16 protein-coding genes are annotated in these 16873 nt (G+C 73.8%); 9 read left to right on the top strand and 7 right to left on the bottom strand.

Annotation, left to right across the window (positions count from 1 at the left end; translation table 11 throughout):
- The first annotated feature begins 162 nt into the window (after positions 1–162).
- Positions 163–909 carry a MerR family transcriptional regulator gene (locus C2142_RS29540; RefSeq protein WP_148645760.1) on the top strand — a complete coding sequence of 249 codons (747 nt, stop codon included), beginning with the start codon at positions 163–165 and terminating at the stop codon, positions 907–909.
- A 187-nt stretch (positions 910–1096) separates the two neighbouring features.
- Here C2142_RS29540 and C2142_RS29535 read toward each other — a convergent pair whose 3' ends face one another.
- The 4 genes from C2142_RS29535 to C2142_RS29520 are packed head-to-tail and all read right to left on the bottom strand — an operon-like array spanning position 1097 to position 6871.
- Positions 1097–3268: a 3-hydroxyacyl-CoA dehydrogenase NAD-binding domain-containing protein gene (locus C2142_RS29535; RefSeq protein ID WP_148645759.1), complete on the bottom strand. Its 2172-nt coding sequence runs from the start codon at positions 3266–3268 to the stop codon at positions 1097–1099.
- A gap of 42 nt (positions 3269–3310) precedes the next feature.
- Positions 3311–4525, bottom strand: a complete 1215-nt coding sequence (locus C2142_RS29530; RefSeq protein WP_148645758.1) for an acetyl-CoA C-acetyltransferase — start codon at positions 4523–4525, stop codon at positions 3311–3313.
- A gap of 41 nt (positions 4526–4566) precedes the next feature.
- On the bottom strand, positions 4567–5709 hold the full coding sequence (locus C2142_RS29525) for an acyl-CoA dehydrogenase family protein (RefSeq protein WP_148645757.1): 1143 nt from the start codon (positions 5707–5709) through the stop codon (positions 4567–4569).
- Between the two features lie 10 nt (positions 5710–5719).
- Entirely contained in the window at positions 5720–6871 is a 1152-nt protein-coding gene (locus tag C2142_RS29520; RefSeq protein WP_194235818.1) for a CaiB/BaiF CoA-transferase family protein, read from the bottom strand.
- Between the two features lie 339 nt (positions 6872–7210).
- Between C2142_RS29520 and C2142_RS29515 the strand changes: the two genes are divergently transcribed.
- The 7 genes from C2142_RS29515 (at position 7211) to C2142_RS29485 (ending at position 13349) form a co-directional block, all read left to right on the top strand.
- Complete coding sequence (locus C2142_RS29515; RefSeq protein WP_153882830.1) at positions 7211–7678, top strand: hypothetical protein; 468 nt, start codon at positions 7211–7213, stop codon at positions 7676–7678.
- A gap of 19 nt (positions 7679–7697) precedes the next feature.
- Complete coding sequence (locus C2142_RS29510) at positions 7698–8015, top strand: hypothetical protein (RefSeq protein WP_148645756.1); 318 nt, start codon at positions 7698–7700, stop codon at positions 8013–8015.
- Between the two features lie 5 nt (positions 8016–8020).
- A complete protein-coding gene (locus C2142_RS29505) occupies positions 8021–9136 on the top strand; it encodes a hypothetical protein (RefSeq protein ID WP_148645755.1) in 1116 nt (371 codons plus the stop codon).
- 199 nt (positions 9137–9335) lie between these two features.
- The gene (locus tag C2142_RS29500) at positions 9336–10442 is read left to right on the top strand and encodes a hypothetical protein (protein WP_148645754.1); all 1107 of its coding nucleotides are present in this window, start codon (positions 9336–9338) and stop codon (positions 10440–10442) included.
- Positions 10439–11728, top strand: a complete 1290-nt coding sequence (locus C2142_RS29495) for a histidine kinase (RefSeq protein ID WP_241002847.1) — start codon at positions 10439–10441, stop codon at positions 11726–11728. The genes C2142_RS29500 and C2142_RS29495 overlap by 4 nt, the downstream gene beginning before the upstream one ends.
- A 5-nt stretch (positions 11729–11733) precedes the next feature.
- Complete coding sequence (locus tag C2142_RS29490; protein ID WP_241002846.1) at positions 11734–12438, top strand: response regulator transcription factor; 705 nt, start codon at positions 11734–11736, stop codon at positions 12436–12438.
- A gap of 215 nt (positions 12439–12653) precedes the next feature.
- A complete protein-coding gene (locus C2142_RS29485; protein WP_174315767.1) occupies positions 12654–13349 on the top strand; it encodes a Pr6Pr family membrane protein in 696 nt (231 codons plus the stop codon).
- A gap of 22 nt (positions 13350–13371) precedes the next feature.
- Here C2142_RS29485 and C2142_RS29480 read toward each other — a convergent pair whose 3' ends face one another.
- Positions 13372–13743 carry a toxin Doc gene (locus C2142_RS29480; protein ID WP_148645752.1) on the bottom strand — a complete coding sequence of 124 codons (372 nt, stop codon included), beginning with the start codon at positions 13741–13743 and terminating at the stop codon, positions 13372–13374.
- A gap of 37 nt (positions 13744–13780) precedes the next feature.
- Positions 13781–13993: a hypothetical protein gene (locus C2142_RS29475; protein WP_148645751.1), complete on the bottom strand. Its 213-nt coding sequence runs from the start codon at positions 13991–13993 to the stop codon at positions 13781–13783.
- A gap of 153 nt (positions 13994–14146) precedes the next feature.
- Here C2142_RS29475 and C2142_RS29470 point away from each other — a divergent pair, with 153 nt between their 5' ends.
- Positions 14147–15073, top strand: coding sequence for a S41 family peptidase (locus C2142_RS29470; protein ID WP_148645750.1), 927 nt, complete (start codon positions 14147–14149; stop codon positions 15071–15073).
- Between the two features lie 51 nt (positions 15074–15124).
- Here C2142_RS29470 and C2142_RS29465 read toward each other — a convergent pair whose 3' ends face one another.
- The gene (locus C2142_RS29465) at positions 15125–16732 is read right to left on the bottom strand and encodes an ABC-F family ATP-binding cassette domain-containing protein (RefSeq protein ID WP_148645749.1); all 1608 of its coding nucleotides are present in this window, start codon (positions 16730–16732) and stop codon (positions 15125–15127) included.
- Positions 16733–16873 lie beyond the last annotated feature (141 nt).

The following is a 16873-nucleotide window of genomic DNA, read 5'->3' as shown; positions in this document are numbered from 1 at the left end:
CACCGCAGGCCTGGCAGAGGGCCCCGGCAGGCCCACCGCAGGCCCCATCGCAGGCCCGGCCACCAGGCCCCGGCTGCCCCGGGGCAACGGTGGACCCGGGTGGGCCAGCACTGTCACACTGCTGCTGTCACAGCACTGGTGCTACAGAGGTGGAGACGGCGGATGGGGGCACGGGAGGGCGTGGAGGCGCGGCTGACGGTCGACGAGCTCGCGGCGCGGGCGGGGGTGACGGTGCGGACCGTGCGGTTCTACGGGACGAAGGGTCTGCTGCCGCCGCCGGAGCTGGGGCCACGGCGGGTGGGTCTGTACGGACCGGAGCACCTGGACCGGCTGGAGCTGATCGAGGAGTTGCAGCGCCAGGGGCTGACGCTGGCGGCGATCGAGCGGTACCTGGCGCGGCTGCCGCAGGACAGCACCTCCCTGGACCTGGCGATCCACCGGGCCCTGGTGGCGTCGTGGACGCCGGAGGCGGCGGAGGAGGTCAGCCGGGCACAGCTGGAGCGGCGGGCCGGGCAGGCGCTGTCGGAGGCGCAGCTGGACCGGCTGGGCGCGATGGGGGCGCTGGAGCGGACGGCGGACGCCGAGGTGTTCCGGGTGGATCCGGGGCTGCTGCCGCTCGGCGTACGGATCCTGGACGTGCCGATCCCGTTGGAGACGCTGCTGGCCGCGCGCGCCGTCGTGCTGGAGCACAGCCGGGCGACGGCGCACGAGCTGCAGAGGCTGTTCCGCGAGACCGTGTGGAAGCCGTACCGGGAGAGCGAGCCGGGGCCGGCGGAGCTGGAACGGATGAAGGCGCTGACCGACCACATCCAGCCGATGGTCGCGCAGGCGCTGGTGACGGCGTTCCAGCGCTCCCTCAAGGAGGAGCTGGGCGAGGCCGCGAGGAACACCACGGACTCGCCCAGCTGACCCGGCACCGGGCCCGCGGGGCCGGACCCACCGGGCCCGCGGGGCCGGACCCCCGACTCACCCCCGACCTCAGCCCCCGGCCTCAGGCACCCGGCCTCAGGCACCCCGAAGCCCCCACCGCCCAGACCCCTCACCTGCCCGAACGTCAGTCGGTGAACGTCCGTCGGTGAAGGTCAGTCACCGAACCTCAGTCCGTGAACGTCCGCCCCTCCGCAGCGATCCGCTCCAGGAGGGCGGACGGCGCGAACCGCTCGCCGTACGCGGCGGCCAGTTCGCGGGCGCGGGCCGCGAAGCCGGCCGGGCCGCCCTCGTACCCGTTGATGTACTGGAAGACGCCGCCGGTCCAGGCCGGGAAGCCGATGCCGAGGATCGAGCCCACGTTGCCGTCGGCGACCGAGGTCAGCACGCCCTCCTCCAGGCAGCGGACCGAGTCCAGTGCCTCGCTGAAGAGCATCCGCTCCTTGAGGTCCTCGAACGGCACCGCGACGTCGGCGCGCGTGAAGTGCTCGCGCAGCCCGGGCCAGAGCCGCCCGCGCCTGCCGTCCTCGCCGTACTCGTAGAAGCCGGCGCCGCCGCTGCGGCCGGGGCGGCCGAACTCGTCGACCATCCGGTCCACCACGGCGTCGGCCGGGTGGGCGGTCCAGCTGCCGCCGGCCGCCTCGGCCGCGCGCCGGTACTCGTTGCGGATCTTGCGCGGCAGGGTGAGCGTGAGCTCGTCGAGCAGCGAGAGCACCTTGGCGGGGTAGCCGGCCTGGGCGGCGGCCTGCTCGACGGAGGAGGGGTCGACGCCCTCGCCGACCATCGCGACGCCCTCGTTGATGAACTGGCCGATCACCCGGGAGGTGAAGAAGCCGCGCGAGTCGTTGACGACGATCGGCGTCCGGTCGATCTGCCGGACCAGGTCGAAGGCGCGGGCCAGGGCCTCGTCACCGGTCTGCGGGCCGCGGATGATCTCCACCAGCCGCATCTTGTCGACCGGCGAGAAGAAGTGCAGGCCGATGAAGTCGGTGGTGCGCTGGACGCCCTCGGCGAGCAGTCCGATCGGCAGGGTGGAGGTGTTGGAGCAGAGCAGCGCGTCCGGCGCCACCACTCCCTCGATCTCCTGGAAGACCTTGTGCTTCAGCTCGGGGTTCTCGAAGACGGCCTCGATCACCGCGTCGCAGTCGGCGAGGTCGGCGGCATCGGCGGTGGGGGTGATCCGGGCGAGCAGTTCCTCGCGCTGCGCCTCGGTGGAGCGGCCGCGCGCGACGGCCTTCTCCAGCAGGCCGGCGGAGTAGGCCTTGCCGCGCTCGGCGGCCTCGACGGTGACGTCCTTCAGCAGCACCTCGATGCCGGCCTTGGCGCAGGTGTAGGCGATGCCCGCGCCCATCATGCCGGCGCCGAGCACGGCGACCTTGCGGACCGTCCGCTTCTCGAAGGCGCTGGGGCGACCGGCCCCGGAGTTGACCGCCTGCATGTCGAAGAAGAGCGCCTGGATCATGTTCTTGCTGGTCTGCCCGCAGGCCAGCTCGGTGAAGTACCGGGCCTCGATCGCCATCGCGGTGTCGACGTCGACCTGGGCGCTCTCCACCGCCGCCGCCAGCACGTTGCGCGGGGCGGGGTAGGGGGCGCCGGCCAGCTGCTTGCGCAGGTTGGACGGGAAGGCGGGCAGGTTGGCGGCGAGCGCGGGGGTGCTGGGGGTGCCGCCGGGGATCCTGTAGCCCTTGACGTCCCAGGGCTGGACGGCGGTCGGGTTGGCGTCGATCCAGGCGCGTGCCCGGGCGGCCAGCTCCTGCGGGGTGTCGACCAGTTCGTGGACCAGTCCGTGCTGGAGCGCCTGCGCCGGCCGGTACTGGCGGCCCTGGAGGAGCACCTTCAGCAGGGCGTCGGCGATGCCGAACAGCCGGACCGTGCGGACGATCCCGCCGCCGCCCGGGAGCAGGCCGAGGGTGACTTCGGGCAGGCCGATCCGGCTGGCGGGGGTGTCCAGGGCGATCCGGTGGTGGCAGGCCAGGGCGAGCTCCAGGCCGCCGCCGAGGGCGCTGCCGTTGACGGCGGCGACCACCGGCTTGCCGAGCGTCTCCAGCCGGCGCAGGGCGCGCTTGATCCGCATCGACTTCTCGAAGACGGCGGCGGCGTCCTCGGGGCGGGCGGCGGAGAGGATCTTGAGGTCGCCCCCGGCGAAGAAGGTCTTCTTCGCCGAGGTGATGACGACGCCGCGCAGTTCGTCACCGAGGCCGGCCAGGCGCTCGACGGTGACGCCGAGGTCGGCCGTGAAGGCCTCGTTCATGGTGTTGACGGACTGGGTGGGGTCGTCGAGGACGAGGGTGACCACGCCGTCCTGGTCCTGCTCCCAGCGGATGGTGGTGGTGTCACTCATGTTCGGGTCTCCGGGGAAATGAGGAGGTCGGATGCGACGGGGTCAGATGCGCTCGACGATGGTGGCGATGCCCATGCCGCCGCCGACGCAGAGGGTGACCAGGCCGTAGCGCAGGTCGCGCCGCTCCAGTTCGTCGATCACGGTGCCGAGGAGCATCGCGCCGGTGGCGCCGAGCGGGTGGCCGAGGGCGATCGCACCGCCGTTGACGTTCACCTGGTCGTGCCGGAAGCCCAGCTCGCGGATGAAGCGCAGGGCGACGGCCGCGAAGGCCTCGTTGATCTCGACCAGGTCGATGTCGGCGGCGGTCAGCCCGGCCTTGGCGAGTGCCTTGCGGGTGGCGGGGGCCGGACCGGTGAGCATGATGGTGGGCTCGGAGCCGGAGACGGCGGCGGAGACGATCCGGGCGCGCGGGCGCAGCCCGTACCGCTCGCCGACCTCGCGGTTGCCGATGGCGACCAGGGCGGCGCCGTCCACGATGCCGGAGGAGTTGCCGGCGTGGTGGACGTGGTCGATCGCCTCCACCCAGTGGTACTTCTGCAGGGCGACGGCGTCGAAGCCGCCGGCGTCGCCGATGGCGGCGAAGGAGGGCTTGAGGCCGGCCAGGGTCTCCACGGTGGTGCCGGGGCGGATGAACTCGTCGCGCTCCAGCACGACCAGGCCGTTGCGGTCGAGGACCGGGACGACCGAGCGGTCGAACAGCCCGTCGGCCTGGGCCTTGGCGGCGCGGGCCTGGGACTCGGCGGCGAAGGCGTCCACGTCGGTCCGGGAGAGGCCCTCGATGGTGGCGATCAGGTCGGCGCCGATGCCCTGGGGCACGAAGTTGGTCTCGTAGCTGGTCATCGGGTCCATCGCCCAGGCGCCGCCGTCGGAGCCCATCTTCACCCGGGACATCGACTCGACCCCGCCGGCCAGGATGAGGTCCTCCCAGCCCGAACGGACCTTGGCCGCAGCCAGGTTGACGGCCTCCAGGCCGGAGGCGCAGAACCGGTTCTCCTGGACGCCGGCCACCGTGTCGGGCAGGCCTGCCGCGATGGCGGCGATCCGGGCGATGTCGGATCCCTGGTCGCCGATCGGGCTGACCACGCCGAGCACGATGTCGTCGACGGCGGCCGGGTCCAGGTCGGGGAAGCGGCGGCGCAGCTCGTGGATCAGGCCGACGACCAGGTCGATCGGCTTGGTGCCGTGCAGCGAGCCGGTGGCCTTGCCCCGGCCGCGCGGGGTGCGGATCGCGTCGTAGACGTACGCTTCGGTGGTCACGGTGGAAACGCCTTTCGGGGGCAGGGGGTTGAAGAGGGACCTCAGCCGAGGATGGAGCGGCCGACGATCTCTTTCATGATCTCGGTGGTGCCGCCGTAGATGGTCTGGATGCGCCCGTCGGTGAAGGCGCGCGCGACCGGGAACTCGCTCATGTACCCGTATCCGCCGTGGAGTTGGAGGCAGCGATCGGCGGTTCGCTTCTGCAGTTCGGTGGCCCACCACTTGGCCATCGAGGCGTCCGCCGGGGTGAGTGCGTAGCGGTTGTGCTCGGTGATGCAGCGGTCCACGAAGGCGCGGGTCACGGCGCACTCGGTGGCGAGTTCGGCGATCTCGAAGCGGACGTGCTGGAGCTTGGCGAGCGGCCGGCCGAAGGCCTCGCGCTGCTTCACGTACGCGGTGGTGATCTCGACCAGGTGCTCGGCGCCGGCGATCGCGGCGGCGGCGATGGCGAGCCGCTCCTGGGCGAGGTTCTGCATCAGGTGGACGAAGCCCCGGTTCTCCTCGCCGAGCAGGTTCTCCTTCGGGACGCGCACGTCCTCGAAGAACAACTCGGCGGTGTCCTGGGACTTCTGGCCGATCTTGTCGAGGTTGCGGCCGCGCTCGAAGCCGGGCGTTCCGCGCTCGACCACCAGCAGGCTGAGGCCGTGCGCCCCGCCCTCGGGGGTGGTGCGGGCGACCACGACCACCAGGTCGGCGAGGATGCCGTTGGAGATGAAGGTCTTGGCGCCGTTGAGCAGGTAGTGGTCGCCCTGGTCGACGGCGTGGGTGCGGATGCCCTGGAGGTCGGAGCCGGTGCCGGGTTCGGTCATCGCGATGGCGGTGATCAGCTCTCCGGTGCAGAACCCTGGCAGCCAGCGGCGCTTCTGCTCGTCGGTGGCGAGCGAGGTGAGGTACGGGCCGATGATGTCGTTGTGCAGGCCGAGCGCCAGGCCGGAGGCGCCGGCCCGGGCGAACTCCTCGGCCAGCACCGCCGCGTAGCGGAAGTCCGTGCTGCCCCCGCCGCCGTACTCCTCGGGGACGGCGAGGCCGAGCAGGCCCTGCCGGCCGGCGGCCAGCCAGGCGGAGCGGTCCACGATGCCGGCCTGCTCCCACCGGTCGTAGTGCGGCAGCACCTCCTTGGCGAGGAAGGACCTGACGGTCGTCCGGAAGTCCTCGTGCTCCTCGGTGTAGATGTCGCGTTGCACGGCAAGCTCCTTATCGGGCCTGGGAGTCGGAGGAGTTCTTGGAGGACAGGAGTCCGGGCACGGCCCAGTCCCGGGCGACCTCGACGGTGTCCGCGCCCGGCCTGGCGGGCGGGCGGCGCAGCGCGCCGGGGGTGGCGGAGAACCGGGGTGCGGGGGCGGGCTGGGTGAAGCCGTCCGCCTCGATGTACGTCCGGCGGGCCGTCAGGTGCTCGGACGCGGCGGCCTGATGCAGCGTCAGTACCGGTTCGACGCAGGCGTCGGAGCCGGCGAAGACGGTCTCCCACTCGGCCCTGGTCCGGGTGGCGAAGCGGGCGGCGATCAGGGCCCGCAGTTCGGGCCAGCGGGCCGTCTCCCACTGGCCGGGTGCGTCGGGGCCGAGCCCCAGCAGCCGGGCGAACTCTGCGTAGAACTGCGGCTCCAGCGCGCCGACGGCGAGGTGGCCGCCGTCCTTGGCCTGGTAGACGGAGTAGCAGGGGGCGCCGCCGTCGAGCAGGTTGACGCCCCGGCGGTCCTGCCACTGGCCGGAGGCGAGCAGGCCCCAGAACACGGAGGTGAGATGGGCCGCGCCGTCCACGATGGCGGCGTCGACGACCTGGCCGGTGCCGGTCTCGCGGGCGTGGTGGAGTGCGGCGAGCAGGCCCACGACCAGGTAGAGCGAGCCGCCGGCGAAGTCGCCGAGCAGGTTGACGGGGATGGCGGGCGGGCCGCCGGCCGGTCCGATCATGCCGAGGACGCCGGCCACCGCCGAGTAGCCGATGTCGTGACCGGCCCGGGCGGCGAGCGGGCCGTGCTGGCCCCAGCCGGTCATCCGGCCGTAGACCAGGGCGGGGTTGCGGGCGAGGCAGGCGTCCGGGCCGACGCCGAGGCGCTCGGCGACGCCGGGGCGGTAGCCCTCGATCAGCAGGTGGGCGCGCCCGACCAGGTCGAGCACCTGGCCGGGCCCCTCGGGGGACTTGAGGTCGACCAGCACCGAGCGCTTGTTGCGGTTGGTGACGTCGAACGCGGGGTCGGGGGCGACCGGTGAGGGGTCGGGCCGGTCCACCCGGACCACGTCGGCACCGAGGTCGGCCAGCAGCATGGCGGCGAAGGGGCCGGGCCCGATCCCCGCGAGCTCGACCACCCGGACGCCGGCCAGCGGGCCGGGACTGCTGGAGTCATGCACTGGCTACAGCCCTTTCGGGGTTTGACAGTAAAGCTGTCACACTCGCGATGATAGGGAAGCGACCCGCCGGTAACAAGACCTTCGGCCCCCGACACCCGGCCCGTCCGGCACCCCGCCCCCGGCCCGTCCGCCGCCCCGGCACCCGGCTCTCCGTCACCCCCGCACCCCGCCGTCCGCCGCTCCCGCCCCGGCCCTTCCCCTCCTTCGCGGATCCTTGACGCGCTCCGTGCAACCGCGACCACGAAGGGTGCGTCGGTACACCGACGGAGGGACCAACAGGGCCGTCCTGCTTGCTCGGAGGGGTTCCGGCCCCAGCCGGAGGAAAGAGAGCAGACGCACATGGGTAACCCAGGATTCACCACCGGACCGGTCGCACCGGCGTCCCCGCCGGGCGCGCCGATCAACCCGGCGCCGGGCACCGTCGTCCCGATCTCCGCGCCCGGCACCTCCCCCTTCGCGGCTCCCACGCCGAGCCCCTCCCCGGGCCCGGCCCCGACCGCGCCCACCACCCGGCTCGACAACCCGCACGAGCTCAACGCCTCGGCCGGGATCGCCCGGCAGATCGCCACCGATCTCGACAGCGCCAACGGCAAGGGCGGCAACAACCTCGCCGAGCACGCGAGCACGGCGGCCACCAGGATCCGCGGCTTCTCCTTCGGCGGCGCGCTCACCGCCTCCACCGAGCGCTGGCTGCAGCAGTGCAGGACGCTGCACGACAAGCTGACCGGCACCGCCGAGAAGCTCGACAGCACCCAGCGCAACTACCACGGCAACGAGCACGCCACCGCCGCCGGTTTCGGCGCCTGAGACCCGCACCGCGGCGAACATGCTGAAGGTCCCGGGTGCCTCCTGGTTCCCCCTGGGCGACGTCGCCCAGCGGCTGGTCGACATCGGCACCTCCGACTGGGCGAACAAGGCCAACGTCGAACTCGACGTCAGGGCCCAGGGCGACGTGAGCAAGAACTACACGGCCGGCGAGTCCCAGCTGATGACCATGATCCAGGAGAAGGCCCGCCGGTCGGGCGTCTCGGACCAGGACATCGACGCGACCGGCAGCGTGACGAAGCAGCTGGCCGACAGCGCCGGGGTGCACTACCGCTCGTCCATCGACCGGGCCTACCACAACGCGCTCGGCAACCCGTGACCCGCATGACGACGGGGAACCTCGACCAGGCCCTCACCCGGCGCGGCTTCACCACCCGGCGGCTGCGCCTGCGGGCGGCGGCCGTGATCGCTGCGATCACGGCGGGCGTCTCGGGGGTGCTGCTGTACAACCTGACCGACGTGCTCGGTCCGGACACCGTGTGCAACGGCGTGGTGAGCGCCGACGCCCTGCACGACGCCCTGGGACCCGGGCGGATCAGCGAGCAGGACAACGGCGAGCCGGCGCCGCTGCACGACAGCGGGTCCTCGTGCACCGCGGTGGTGAGCACCGGGGTGTTCGGCGGGCACAGATCGGTCCTGGTGGGGGTCCGCTCGGACCGGGACACCGCGGTGTCCGAGGCCGATGCCGGCGCACGCCTGTTCGCCGCCCAGGCCAACGGGGGTTCGGCCGGCGGCGTCACGGGCCCCGTGGCGTGGGCCCTGCTGCCGGAAGGCTGCGGCACCGGAGGACTGCGTGCGAGGGTGGACGCGACCAAGGGGGGTTCCGTCGACGACGGCGACCTCGCACGGTTCGCGGTGGCGGCCGCCAACGGACTCGCGACGCGACGGAACTGCACGGCACCGAAGCTCCCGGCGCCCGGAAACCTGTCGGCCCCCGGTGCGAAGCAGGATCTGGACAGCGGCAACGTCTGCGGCCTGCCCGGTCTGACGGTCCCCGGCGGCGCGTCCGCTGCCCGCGGGTACCGGCAGCGGGCCACCACCGCGTTGGACCCGCTCTGGTCCTGCGAGGTCGGGATGGGCAGTACGGCCGCGGCCTTCGCCATCGGGACCGACCCCCGGCTCAGGGTGCCGGACGCCGACAAGGACACTCCGGAGGCGTTCGGCCGGTCGCACTGGACCATGGGCCTCTCGTTCCCGAGCAACGACGAGGTCGTCGTGACCTGTCAGGGCAGGCCCACCTACTTCAAGCTGCGACTGCTCGGCGCGGACGCTCTTCCCCGACGACAGGGAGCTGTGGACGCGGTTCCTCGCCGCCGGCGGCAAGGCCGTCGGCTGCGAGCCGATCCTCCCGTAACACCATGCGCCCCGGGCCCCGGGCCCGTCCGAGCACACCGCCCGGACGGGCCCGCGGGTTCCCGGTGGCAGCCGGGTTCCCGGTAGCCCACAGGTCTCCGGTGGCAGCCGGGTTCCCGGTAGCCCACAGGTCTCCGGTGGCAGCCGGGTTCCCGGTGGCCCACAGGTCTCCGGTGGCCCGCAGGTCTCCGGCAGGAGACCCGGAGCGGCGGATCCCCCCGGCGGGGGAGGCGGATCGTGTGCCGGGAGGACGTCCCGCACGACGCCGGGCCGGGAGTGTGGGGGCATGACCACGAAGACCCCGGCCGACCGGGTGCGCGGCGCGGCCGCCTGGACCGCCGTCGCCGCCACGGTGCCGTACCTGACGCTCAAGCTGCTCTGGCTGACCGGCCACCAGGTCGGCGTCAACGACCCGGCCGAGATGGACAAGCTCTGGCTGGTGAACCTGCTGACCTTTGGCATGGACGCGATCGCGGTGCTGCTGGCGCTCTCGTTCGTCCGCCCGTGGGGGCGGCGGGCACCGGCCGGGCTGCTCGCCTTCCCGATGTGGGTGGCGACCGGGCTGCTCGGCACCATCCTGGTGGCACTGCCGCTCAGCACGCTCGCCACCCTGCTGTTCGGCGCCGAGAAGGCCCCGGGCGGCGGCTCCGGCAACCAGGGCCCGGGCGGGCTCGACGACTGGGTGTTCGTCGTCGTCTACGGCGGCTTCTCGGTCCAGGGCCTCGCGCTGATCACCGCCTTCCTGCTCTACGCGGGGCGGCGCTGGGCGGGCCTGCTGCGCAGCCGGATCGGCGATCTGCCCGACTCCCCCACGCTCACCCTCCAACGCGCCCTCGCCGGCGTCGCCGCGGTGCTCGCACTCGGCGTGGCGGCGGCCCGGGGGTACTGGGCGGCGGGCGGCGCGACGGGGCTGCCGGTGCTGTTCGCCGAGGAGCGCAGCCGGTCCGTGGCCGTGCTGGACGGCGTGATCGCGGTCATGGCGGTGGCCGCCGTGACCGCGCTGCTGGCCCTGGTGTTCCGCGCCCGGCCGGAGCGTCGGCTGCGGGTGCCCCTGGTGGTGGCGTGGACGGCGGCCGGCTCCCTGTTCGGCTGGGGCTCCTGGCAGCTGGTGGTGTTCGGAACGGTCACCGAGGTGACCGATCCCCGGAAGGCCGTGCCGGGGCTGATGCCCCTGGTGGAGACCGCACAGCTGCTGACCGGTCTGCTGGTGCTGGTGGTCGGCGCGATCGCGCTGGTCGAACGGGCGGCCGCGCACGCGGCCACCGACGGGACGGCCGGCGACGCGGCGGCCACCGCGGCACGCTTGAGCACCCGCGGAGCGCCCGCCGCTCGGACGACCGCCGCGCAGAGCACCGCCGCTCGGACGACCGCTGCCGTAGAGTCGGCCGGGTGAACACGGGGGCGGGCACGGAACGGCGGGGGCTGCGGCGTGCCGCGAGCGCGCTGTTCGGACGGCGGGCCCGGCTGCGCTGGGTGTACCTGGTCCTCGGCGGCGCGCTGCTGATGCCGTACTGGATGCTGTCGACCGTGGCGATCGGGGCGCTCAACCCGGAGCACGGTCCGGTGGTCCAACTGCTCCTCTACTTCGCCGCACTCGGTATGTCCCTGCCGATGGCCGCCGTTACCGCGCTGGTGCCGACCGTGCGTGGCCTGGAGGGGGCGGCCGCGCGGGCCCTCTGTGCACCGAACCGGCCGGACGAGGTCGCCACCGGCCCGGGCCGGTCCTGGGCGGCCCGGCGGCAGACCGCCGCCTGGTACGTGCTGCACCTGCTGTTCGGCGGCGTGGTCAGCGGGATGACGCTGGCCGGGACGCCGTTCGCGGTCATGCTGGTGATCTCGCCGCTGGTCGGGCCGTCGCTGGGCGATCTGGTGCGGTTCTGGCAGGACCGCGGGTCCCCGTCCTGGCTGCCCGGGCCGGTCACGGGCCTCGCGCTGATGCTGCTGATCCTCTCCACCAGCGCCGGCCTGGGAGCCCTGCTGGCCCGCTGGGCGCCCGTCCTGCTCGGCCCGACCCCGGAGGAGCGGGTGGCCGCGGCCGAACGGCGGGCCACCGTGCTCGCCCAGCGCAACCGGCTGGCGCGCGAGCTGCACGACTCGGTCGGCCACGCGCTCAGCGCGGTCGGCATCCAGGCCTCGGCGGCCGCCCGGGTGCTGCGGACCGACCCGGACTTCGCCGCGGAGGCGCTCCAGGCGATCGGCGAGACGGCGCGGGCCGCCGTCGCCGAGCTGGACGCCGTGCTCGGCCTGCTGCGCGAGGAGGACCGGGCCGACGCCGAGCCCTCCGGGCCGACCCTGGCCGGGCTGGACGACCTGCTGCGCCAGCTCGCCCGGACCGGGCTGAAGGTCGACGCCGGGCTGCCGCCCGGCCTGGAACGGCTGCCGGGCGCCCTCTCGCGCGAGGCGTACCGGATCGTCCAGGAGGGCCTGACCAACGTGCTGCGGCACGCCGGGCCGACCGCGCCCGCCGGGCTCCGGGTGGGGCTGGCCGCGGGCCGGCTGGAGATCGAGCTGACCAACCCGCTGGGCCCGGCCCGCCCCAGCCGCCCCGGTGGCGGCCGCGGGCTGCGCGGGATCGGCGAGCGGGCCGCGGTGCTGCACGGCGGCTGCGAGGCCGGGCCGGCGGAGGACGGGACGACGTGGCGGCTGGCGGTCTGGCTGCCGGTGGGAGGGACACGATGACGGGGATGCGGGGTGCCGTGAACGGGACGGCGGGGACGACGGACGGGGACGACGGGCCGGTCCGGGTGGTGATCGCGGACGACGAGCGCCTGGTCCGGACGGGCCTGCGGGTGGTGATCGACGCCGAACCGGACCTCACCGTGGTCGGCGAGGCCGCCGACGGGGCCGAGGTGGTGCCGCTGGTCCGCGAACTGCGCCCGGACGTGGTGCTGATGGACGTGCGGATGCCCGGCATCGACGGCATCCGGGCCACCGAACAGCTGGTCGGCGGGATGGCCGACCCGCCCAGGATCATGGTGGTCACCACCTTCGAGCACGACGACCACGTGTACGACGCGCTGCGGGCCGGGGCCGCCGGGTTCCTGCTGAAGCGGGCCAGTGCGGAGGAGATGGTCCAGGCGGTGCGGCTGGTCGCGCGCGGGGACTCCCTGCTCTTCCCGGCCGCGGTGCGCGACCTGGCCCTGCGCCACGCCCCCGTCGGACGGCGCGCGCCCGCGCAGGGGCCGATCGGGCGGCTCACCGAGCGGGAGGGCCAGGTGCTGCGGCTGATGGCGGCCGGGCTGAACAACGGTGAGATCGCCGGACGGCTGGTGGTCAGCCAGGAGACGGTCAAGACGCACGTCGGCAGCGTGCTCGCCAAGCTGGGCGCCCGGGACCGCACCCAGGCGGTGATCGCCGCGTACGAGTCGGGCTTCGTGCTGCCGGGGTAGCGCAGGACGGCGAGGGGCTGGCCGGGGCGGCGGACGGCGGGCCGGCGAGCGGTGGCCGGGGACGGTCGCCGGGGACGGCGGACGGCGGACGGCGGGCCGGGGAGCACCCGCTGCAACGTTTCTTCCGTCCCGGCCCTACCAGCGAGTAGAGTGCGGCCTTCCCTCCCTCTACCACCCGATACCTCCCGTATCGCCTGAAACGAACTGGTGGCCGCATGTCAGTCCGGACCCGTCCCGCGCTCTGGTGGCGCATGGGCATCGTGCTCTCGGCGGGCCTCGGCCTGACCCTCCAGACCGCGCCGCTGGTCTACTTCACCATCCAGAGCAACGTGATCGTGCTCGGCTACTTCATCGGCGCCGTGTACTGGATGCTCAAGCGCGGCACGGTGGACGCGCCCGCGCCCCGGCTGCGCGGTGCCGCGACGCTCTACATCCTGATCACCGGGCTGGTCTCGCACGTCCTGCTGGAGCACGGCGCCAACCCGCTGCCCGGGCTCTTCGACGGGCCGGACAAGCTCCAGCACTGGTCGTCGTTCTTCCTGCACTACGTCACCCCGGTGATGGTGATCACCGACTGGCTGACGCTGAAGCCGCGGAACGCCTCCGCCTGGCGGGACGTCCCGCTCTGGCTCGCGTTCCCGCTCGGCTACGCGGCGATCGTGCTGACCCGCAACGCGCTGTTCTCCAACTACCCGATGCCGTACCCGTACTTCTTCTTCGACCCGACGACCAAGGGCTACGGCTACGTGTGGGGCCAGATCGCCCTGCTGACCGTGGAGTTCGTCGTCCTCGCGGCCACCGTGATCGGCCTGGACCGGCTGGGCACCCTGGTCGCGGGCAAGCTCCGGCCGGGAGCCGGCACCGCGTCCGAGCCCGCCTCCGAAGCCGCCTCCGAGGCCGCCGAGGTCTGATCCGGACGGCCGCGGCGGCCGTTCAGATCCGCCAGGAGCGGATCCGGTCGGCCGCCGCGAACACGTCGGAGCGGCCTGCGGCGACGTCCCGGGCCAGCTCGACCAGGGCGCCGTAGGGCGGGTCGATGCCCTCCTTCGCGGCGTGCATGTACGCGGCCGTGGTCATGCAGGCGTACAGGTTGTTGCGCACCGGCAGCGGCCGCAGCAGCACGATGGTGTGCATCAGGGTGGCCGCGCACCAGGCCGGGTCGGCGTCGTGACCGAGCTGCGCGGTGTTGACCCGGTGGCGGGCGACGGCCGCCTGCAACGCCGAGTAGTCCCGGACGCTCAGGTCCTCCGGCGACGCCTGCTCCTGGACGTCGAGCAGCCAGCGCAGGTCGACGTGGAGCAGCATCACCGCCGCCCCTCTCCGCTGCTCCGGACCGCCGTGCTCACGCCGCGGGCGCGTCCTCCGGGAAGGCCTCGTCGAACTCCTCCCGGTGCTCCTTCCAGAACGCCACCGCGTGGTCGACGAAGACCCGCCGCTGCTGCTCCCGCACGCTGAGATCGTGGACGTACGCCCTGACGCTCTTGCCGTCGGCTGCGGCGGCCTCGCGGATGGCGGCGAGTTCGTGCTCCGTGTACTCGATGTTGAGCGCTGGCATGGCGCCGATGGTACTGGAGGGCAAGGGAGTTGGGTACCGGACCGGCACCGCTCCGGTCCGCCGCACACCGCCTCGGGCGCCCGCCCGCTACGACGCGCCGATTCGCCCGAGCACCAGGCCTTCGGCCACCAGGACGTTCATCCCCACCAGCCCGTGGCCGGGGACCGCTACCGGCCGCAGGTCGGCCCGCAGACCACCGACGACCGGCTCCAGCAGATCTTCGTCGAGATGATCGAGCCGCTGCACGACGCGCACACCGGGCTGGCCCGCGCCCGTGCCGGCGGGGGCCTCACCCCGGTCTTCGGGGGCCTGCGGCCCGGGACGGCCCAGCCGACCAAGGAGCTGAGGAAACGGTCGGCGGAGGCCGTCGCGTCCCAGCTCCTGGCACCCGAGGTGGTCTTCGGCGGCGGCAGGCTGGGCGTGGGCGAACTCCCTGGCGGGATCGGCCACCTGCGGGTCAGCGGCTTCGACGACTACGTCGACGACGGCAGCTACCAGGACCAGGCCGCCGAGCTCGACCGGGCCCTGGACGCCGTGCTGGCCGGACCGGCCCGGCCACGCGGACTGGTGATCGACGTACGGCTGAACGGCGGCGGGTCGGACGAGCTCGGGCCGCGGATCGCCGCCCGGCTCACCGACCGGCCGTACCTCGCCTACCGCAAGGTGGCCCGGAACGACCCGGGCGACCCGACCCGCTTCACCACCCCGCAGCCGATCCCCGTCCGGCCGGCCGCCGGCGCGCGCTACACCGGGCCGGTCGCCCTGCTCACCGCCGGCTCGACGGTGAGCGCGGGCGAGACCTTCACCCAGGCGCTGATCGCGCGCAGCCCGCACGTCACCCGGATCGGCGAGAACACCCAGGGCGTCTTCTCCGACGTCCTGATCCGGCTGCTGTCGCCGACCTTCGCGGTCATCCTGCCGAACGAGAAGTTCCTGACCCCCGACGGCTCCTCCTTCGACGGGCCGGGCATCCCTCCGGACGTGCGCACACCGGTGTTCACCCCCGAGGAGCTGGACGGGCTCAAGGACTCGGCGCTGAGCCGGGCCCGCCAGGCCCTCGGCGGTGCCTCCGGCACGTAGCCGCACCCCGGTACGCGCTGCCGGCCGGTGGGGGCCGCGCCCCGGTACGCGCTACATCGGCTCCACCGCCCGCAGTTCGCCGTCCAGCTCCAGCCAGCGGGTGAGCCCCAGGCCGCGCAGGAACGGCAGGTCGTGGCTGACCACGATCAGCGCCCCCTGGTAGGCGGCGAGGGCCTCGGTGAGCTGGCGGACGCTGGCCAGGTCGAGGTTGTTGGTCGGCTCGTCGAGCAGCAGGAGCTGCGGCGGCGGGTCGGCCAGCAGCAGGGCGGCCAGGGTGGCGCGGAACCGCTCGCCGCCGGAGAGGGTGGCGGCGGGCTGGTCGGCCCGGCCGCCGCGGAACAGGAACCGGGCCAGCCGGGCCCGGATCGCGTTGTCCCCCGCGTTCGGCGCGAACCGCTTGACGTTCCCGGCGACGGTGAGCCCGTCGTCCAGCAGGTCGAGGCGCTGGGGCAGGTGGCGCACCGGCACCGGGGTGGTGATCTCGCCCTCCAGCGGGGCGAGTTCACCGGCGATGGCGCGCAGCAGGGTGGTCTTGCCGGAGCCGTTGCGGCCGACCAGTGCGATCCGCTCGGGGCCGCGGAGGTCGAGGTCGGCGGTGGTGCCGTACGGCAGCCGGACCTTCTGCAGGGTGAGCACGGTGCGGCCGGCCGGGACCGCCGTGCGGGGCAGGTCGATCCGGATCTCGGCGTCGTCCCGCACCGCCTCCTCGGCGGCGGTGAGCCGCTGCCTGGCCTCCTCCAGCCGCTCGGTGTGCATGCCCTGGAGCCGGCCCGCCGTCTCCTGGCCCTGGCGTTTCAGCATGCCGCGGAAGATGTGCGGGTCGTTGCGGGTGACCGAGCGCTTCTTGCCGTAGCCGGCGCTGCGCTCCAGCCGGATGCGGGCCTCGGCCAAGTCCCGCTTCTGGCGCTGGACGTCGGCCTCGGCGTTGCGCAGCATCCGCTCGGCCGTCTCCTGCTGGGCGGCGAGGGTGCGCTCGTACTCGGCGAAGTTCCCGCCGTACCAGGTGACCTGGCCGTCCCGGAGGTCGGCGATCTGGTCGACGTGCTGGAGCAGCTCGCGGTCGTGGCTGACGATCAGCATCACCCCGCTCCAGCCGGCCACCGTCTCGTAGAGCCGCTCGCGGGCGGCCCGGTCGAGGTTGTTGGTGGGTTCGTCGAGCAGCAGGACGTCGGGGCGGCGCAGCAGCAGGGCGGCGAGCCTGAGCAGCACCGCCTCGCCGCCGGAGAGCTCGCCGGTGGTGCGGTCGAGCCCGAGCCGGTGCAGGCCGAGCCGGTCGAGCGTGGCGCGGGCGCGCTCCTCGACGTCCCAGTCCTCGCCGACGGCGTCGAAGTGGCGCTGGTCGGTGTCGCCGGCCTCGATGGCGTGCAGGGCCTCGCGGGTGGCCCGGACACCGAGCGCCTCGTCGACCCGCAGTCCGGTGTCGAGGGTGAGGCCCTGCGGCAGGTAGCCGAGCTCGCCGCCGACCTTGACGGTGCCCGCGGTGGGGGTGAGTTCGCCGGCGACGAGGCGCAGCAGGGTGGACTTCCCGGCGCCGTTGAGCCCGATCAGGCCCGTCCGGCCGGGGCCGACGGCGAGGTGGAAGCCGTCCAGGACCGTTGTGCCGTCGGGCCATTCGAAGCCGAGGTCGGTGCAGAGGACGGAGGTGATGGGTTGTGCCATGGGTGGCCTCCCGGGTGGTTGCCTGCGGTCTGGGGAGCAACACGGGAAACACCGCAGGAGTGCACGCAGGGAGGTGGCGGGGCCGGGGGCCGTCAAGGGCCGCGGACCGGCTCACCACTGAGGTCGCGCACTCGCACACTC

It is taken from the genome of Streptomyces sp. CB01881 (genome assembly GCF_002953255.1).
GTDB lineage: Bacteria > Actinomycetota > Actinomycetes > Streptomycetales > Streptomycetaceae > Kitasatospora.
This window is presented reverse-complemented; position numbering and strand designations above follow the sequence as displayed.

Coding starts and splice junctions, on each gene's coding strand:
- C2142_RS29500 (WP_148645754.1), top strand. CDS start 9,336: ATGACCACGAAGACCCCGGCCGACCGGGTGCGCGGCGCGGCCGCCTGG.
- C2142_RS29490 (WP_241002846.1), top strand. CDS start 11,734: ATGCGGGGTGCCGTGAACGGGACGGCGGGGACGACGGACGGGGACGAC.
- C2142_RS29515 (WP_153882830.1), top strand. CDS start 7,211: ATGGGTAACCCAGGATTCACCACCGGACCGGTCGCACCGGCGTCCCCG.
- C2142_RS29480 (WP_148645752.1), bottom strand. CDS start 13,743: ATGCTGCTCCACGTCGACCTGCGCTGGCTGCTCGACGTCCAGGAGCAG.
- C2142_RS29475 (WP_148645751.1), bottom strand. CDS start 13,993: ATGCCAGCGCTCAACATCGAGTACACGGAGCACGAACTCGCCGCCATC.
- C2142_RS29465 (WP_148645749.1), bottom strand. CDS start 16,732: ATGGCACAACCCATCACCTCCGTCCTCTGCACCGACCTCGGCTTCGAA.
- C2142_RS29540 (WP_148645760.1), top strand. CDS start 163: ATGGGGGCACGGGAGGGCGTGGAGGCGCGGCTGACGGTCGACGAGCTC.
- C2142_RS29505 (WP_148645755.1), top strand. CDS start 8,021: ATGACGACGGGGAACCTCGACCAGGCCCTCACCCGGCGCGGCTTCACC.
- C2142_RS29510 (WP_148645756.1), top strand. CDS start 7,698: ATGCTGAAGGTCCCGGGTGCCTCCTGGTTCCCCCTGGGCGACGTCGCC.
- C2142_RS29485 (WP_174315767.1), top strand. CDS start 12,654: ATGTCAGTCCGGACCCGTCCCGCGCTCTGGTGGCGCATGGGCATCGTG.
- C2142_RS29535 (WP_148645759.1), bottom strand. CDS start 3,268: ATGAGTGACACCACCACCATCCGCTGGGAGCAGGACCAGGACGGCGTG.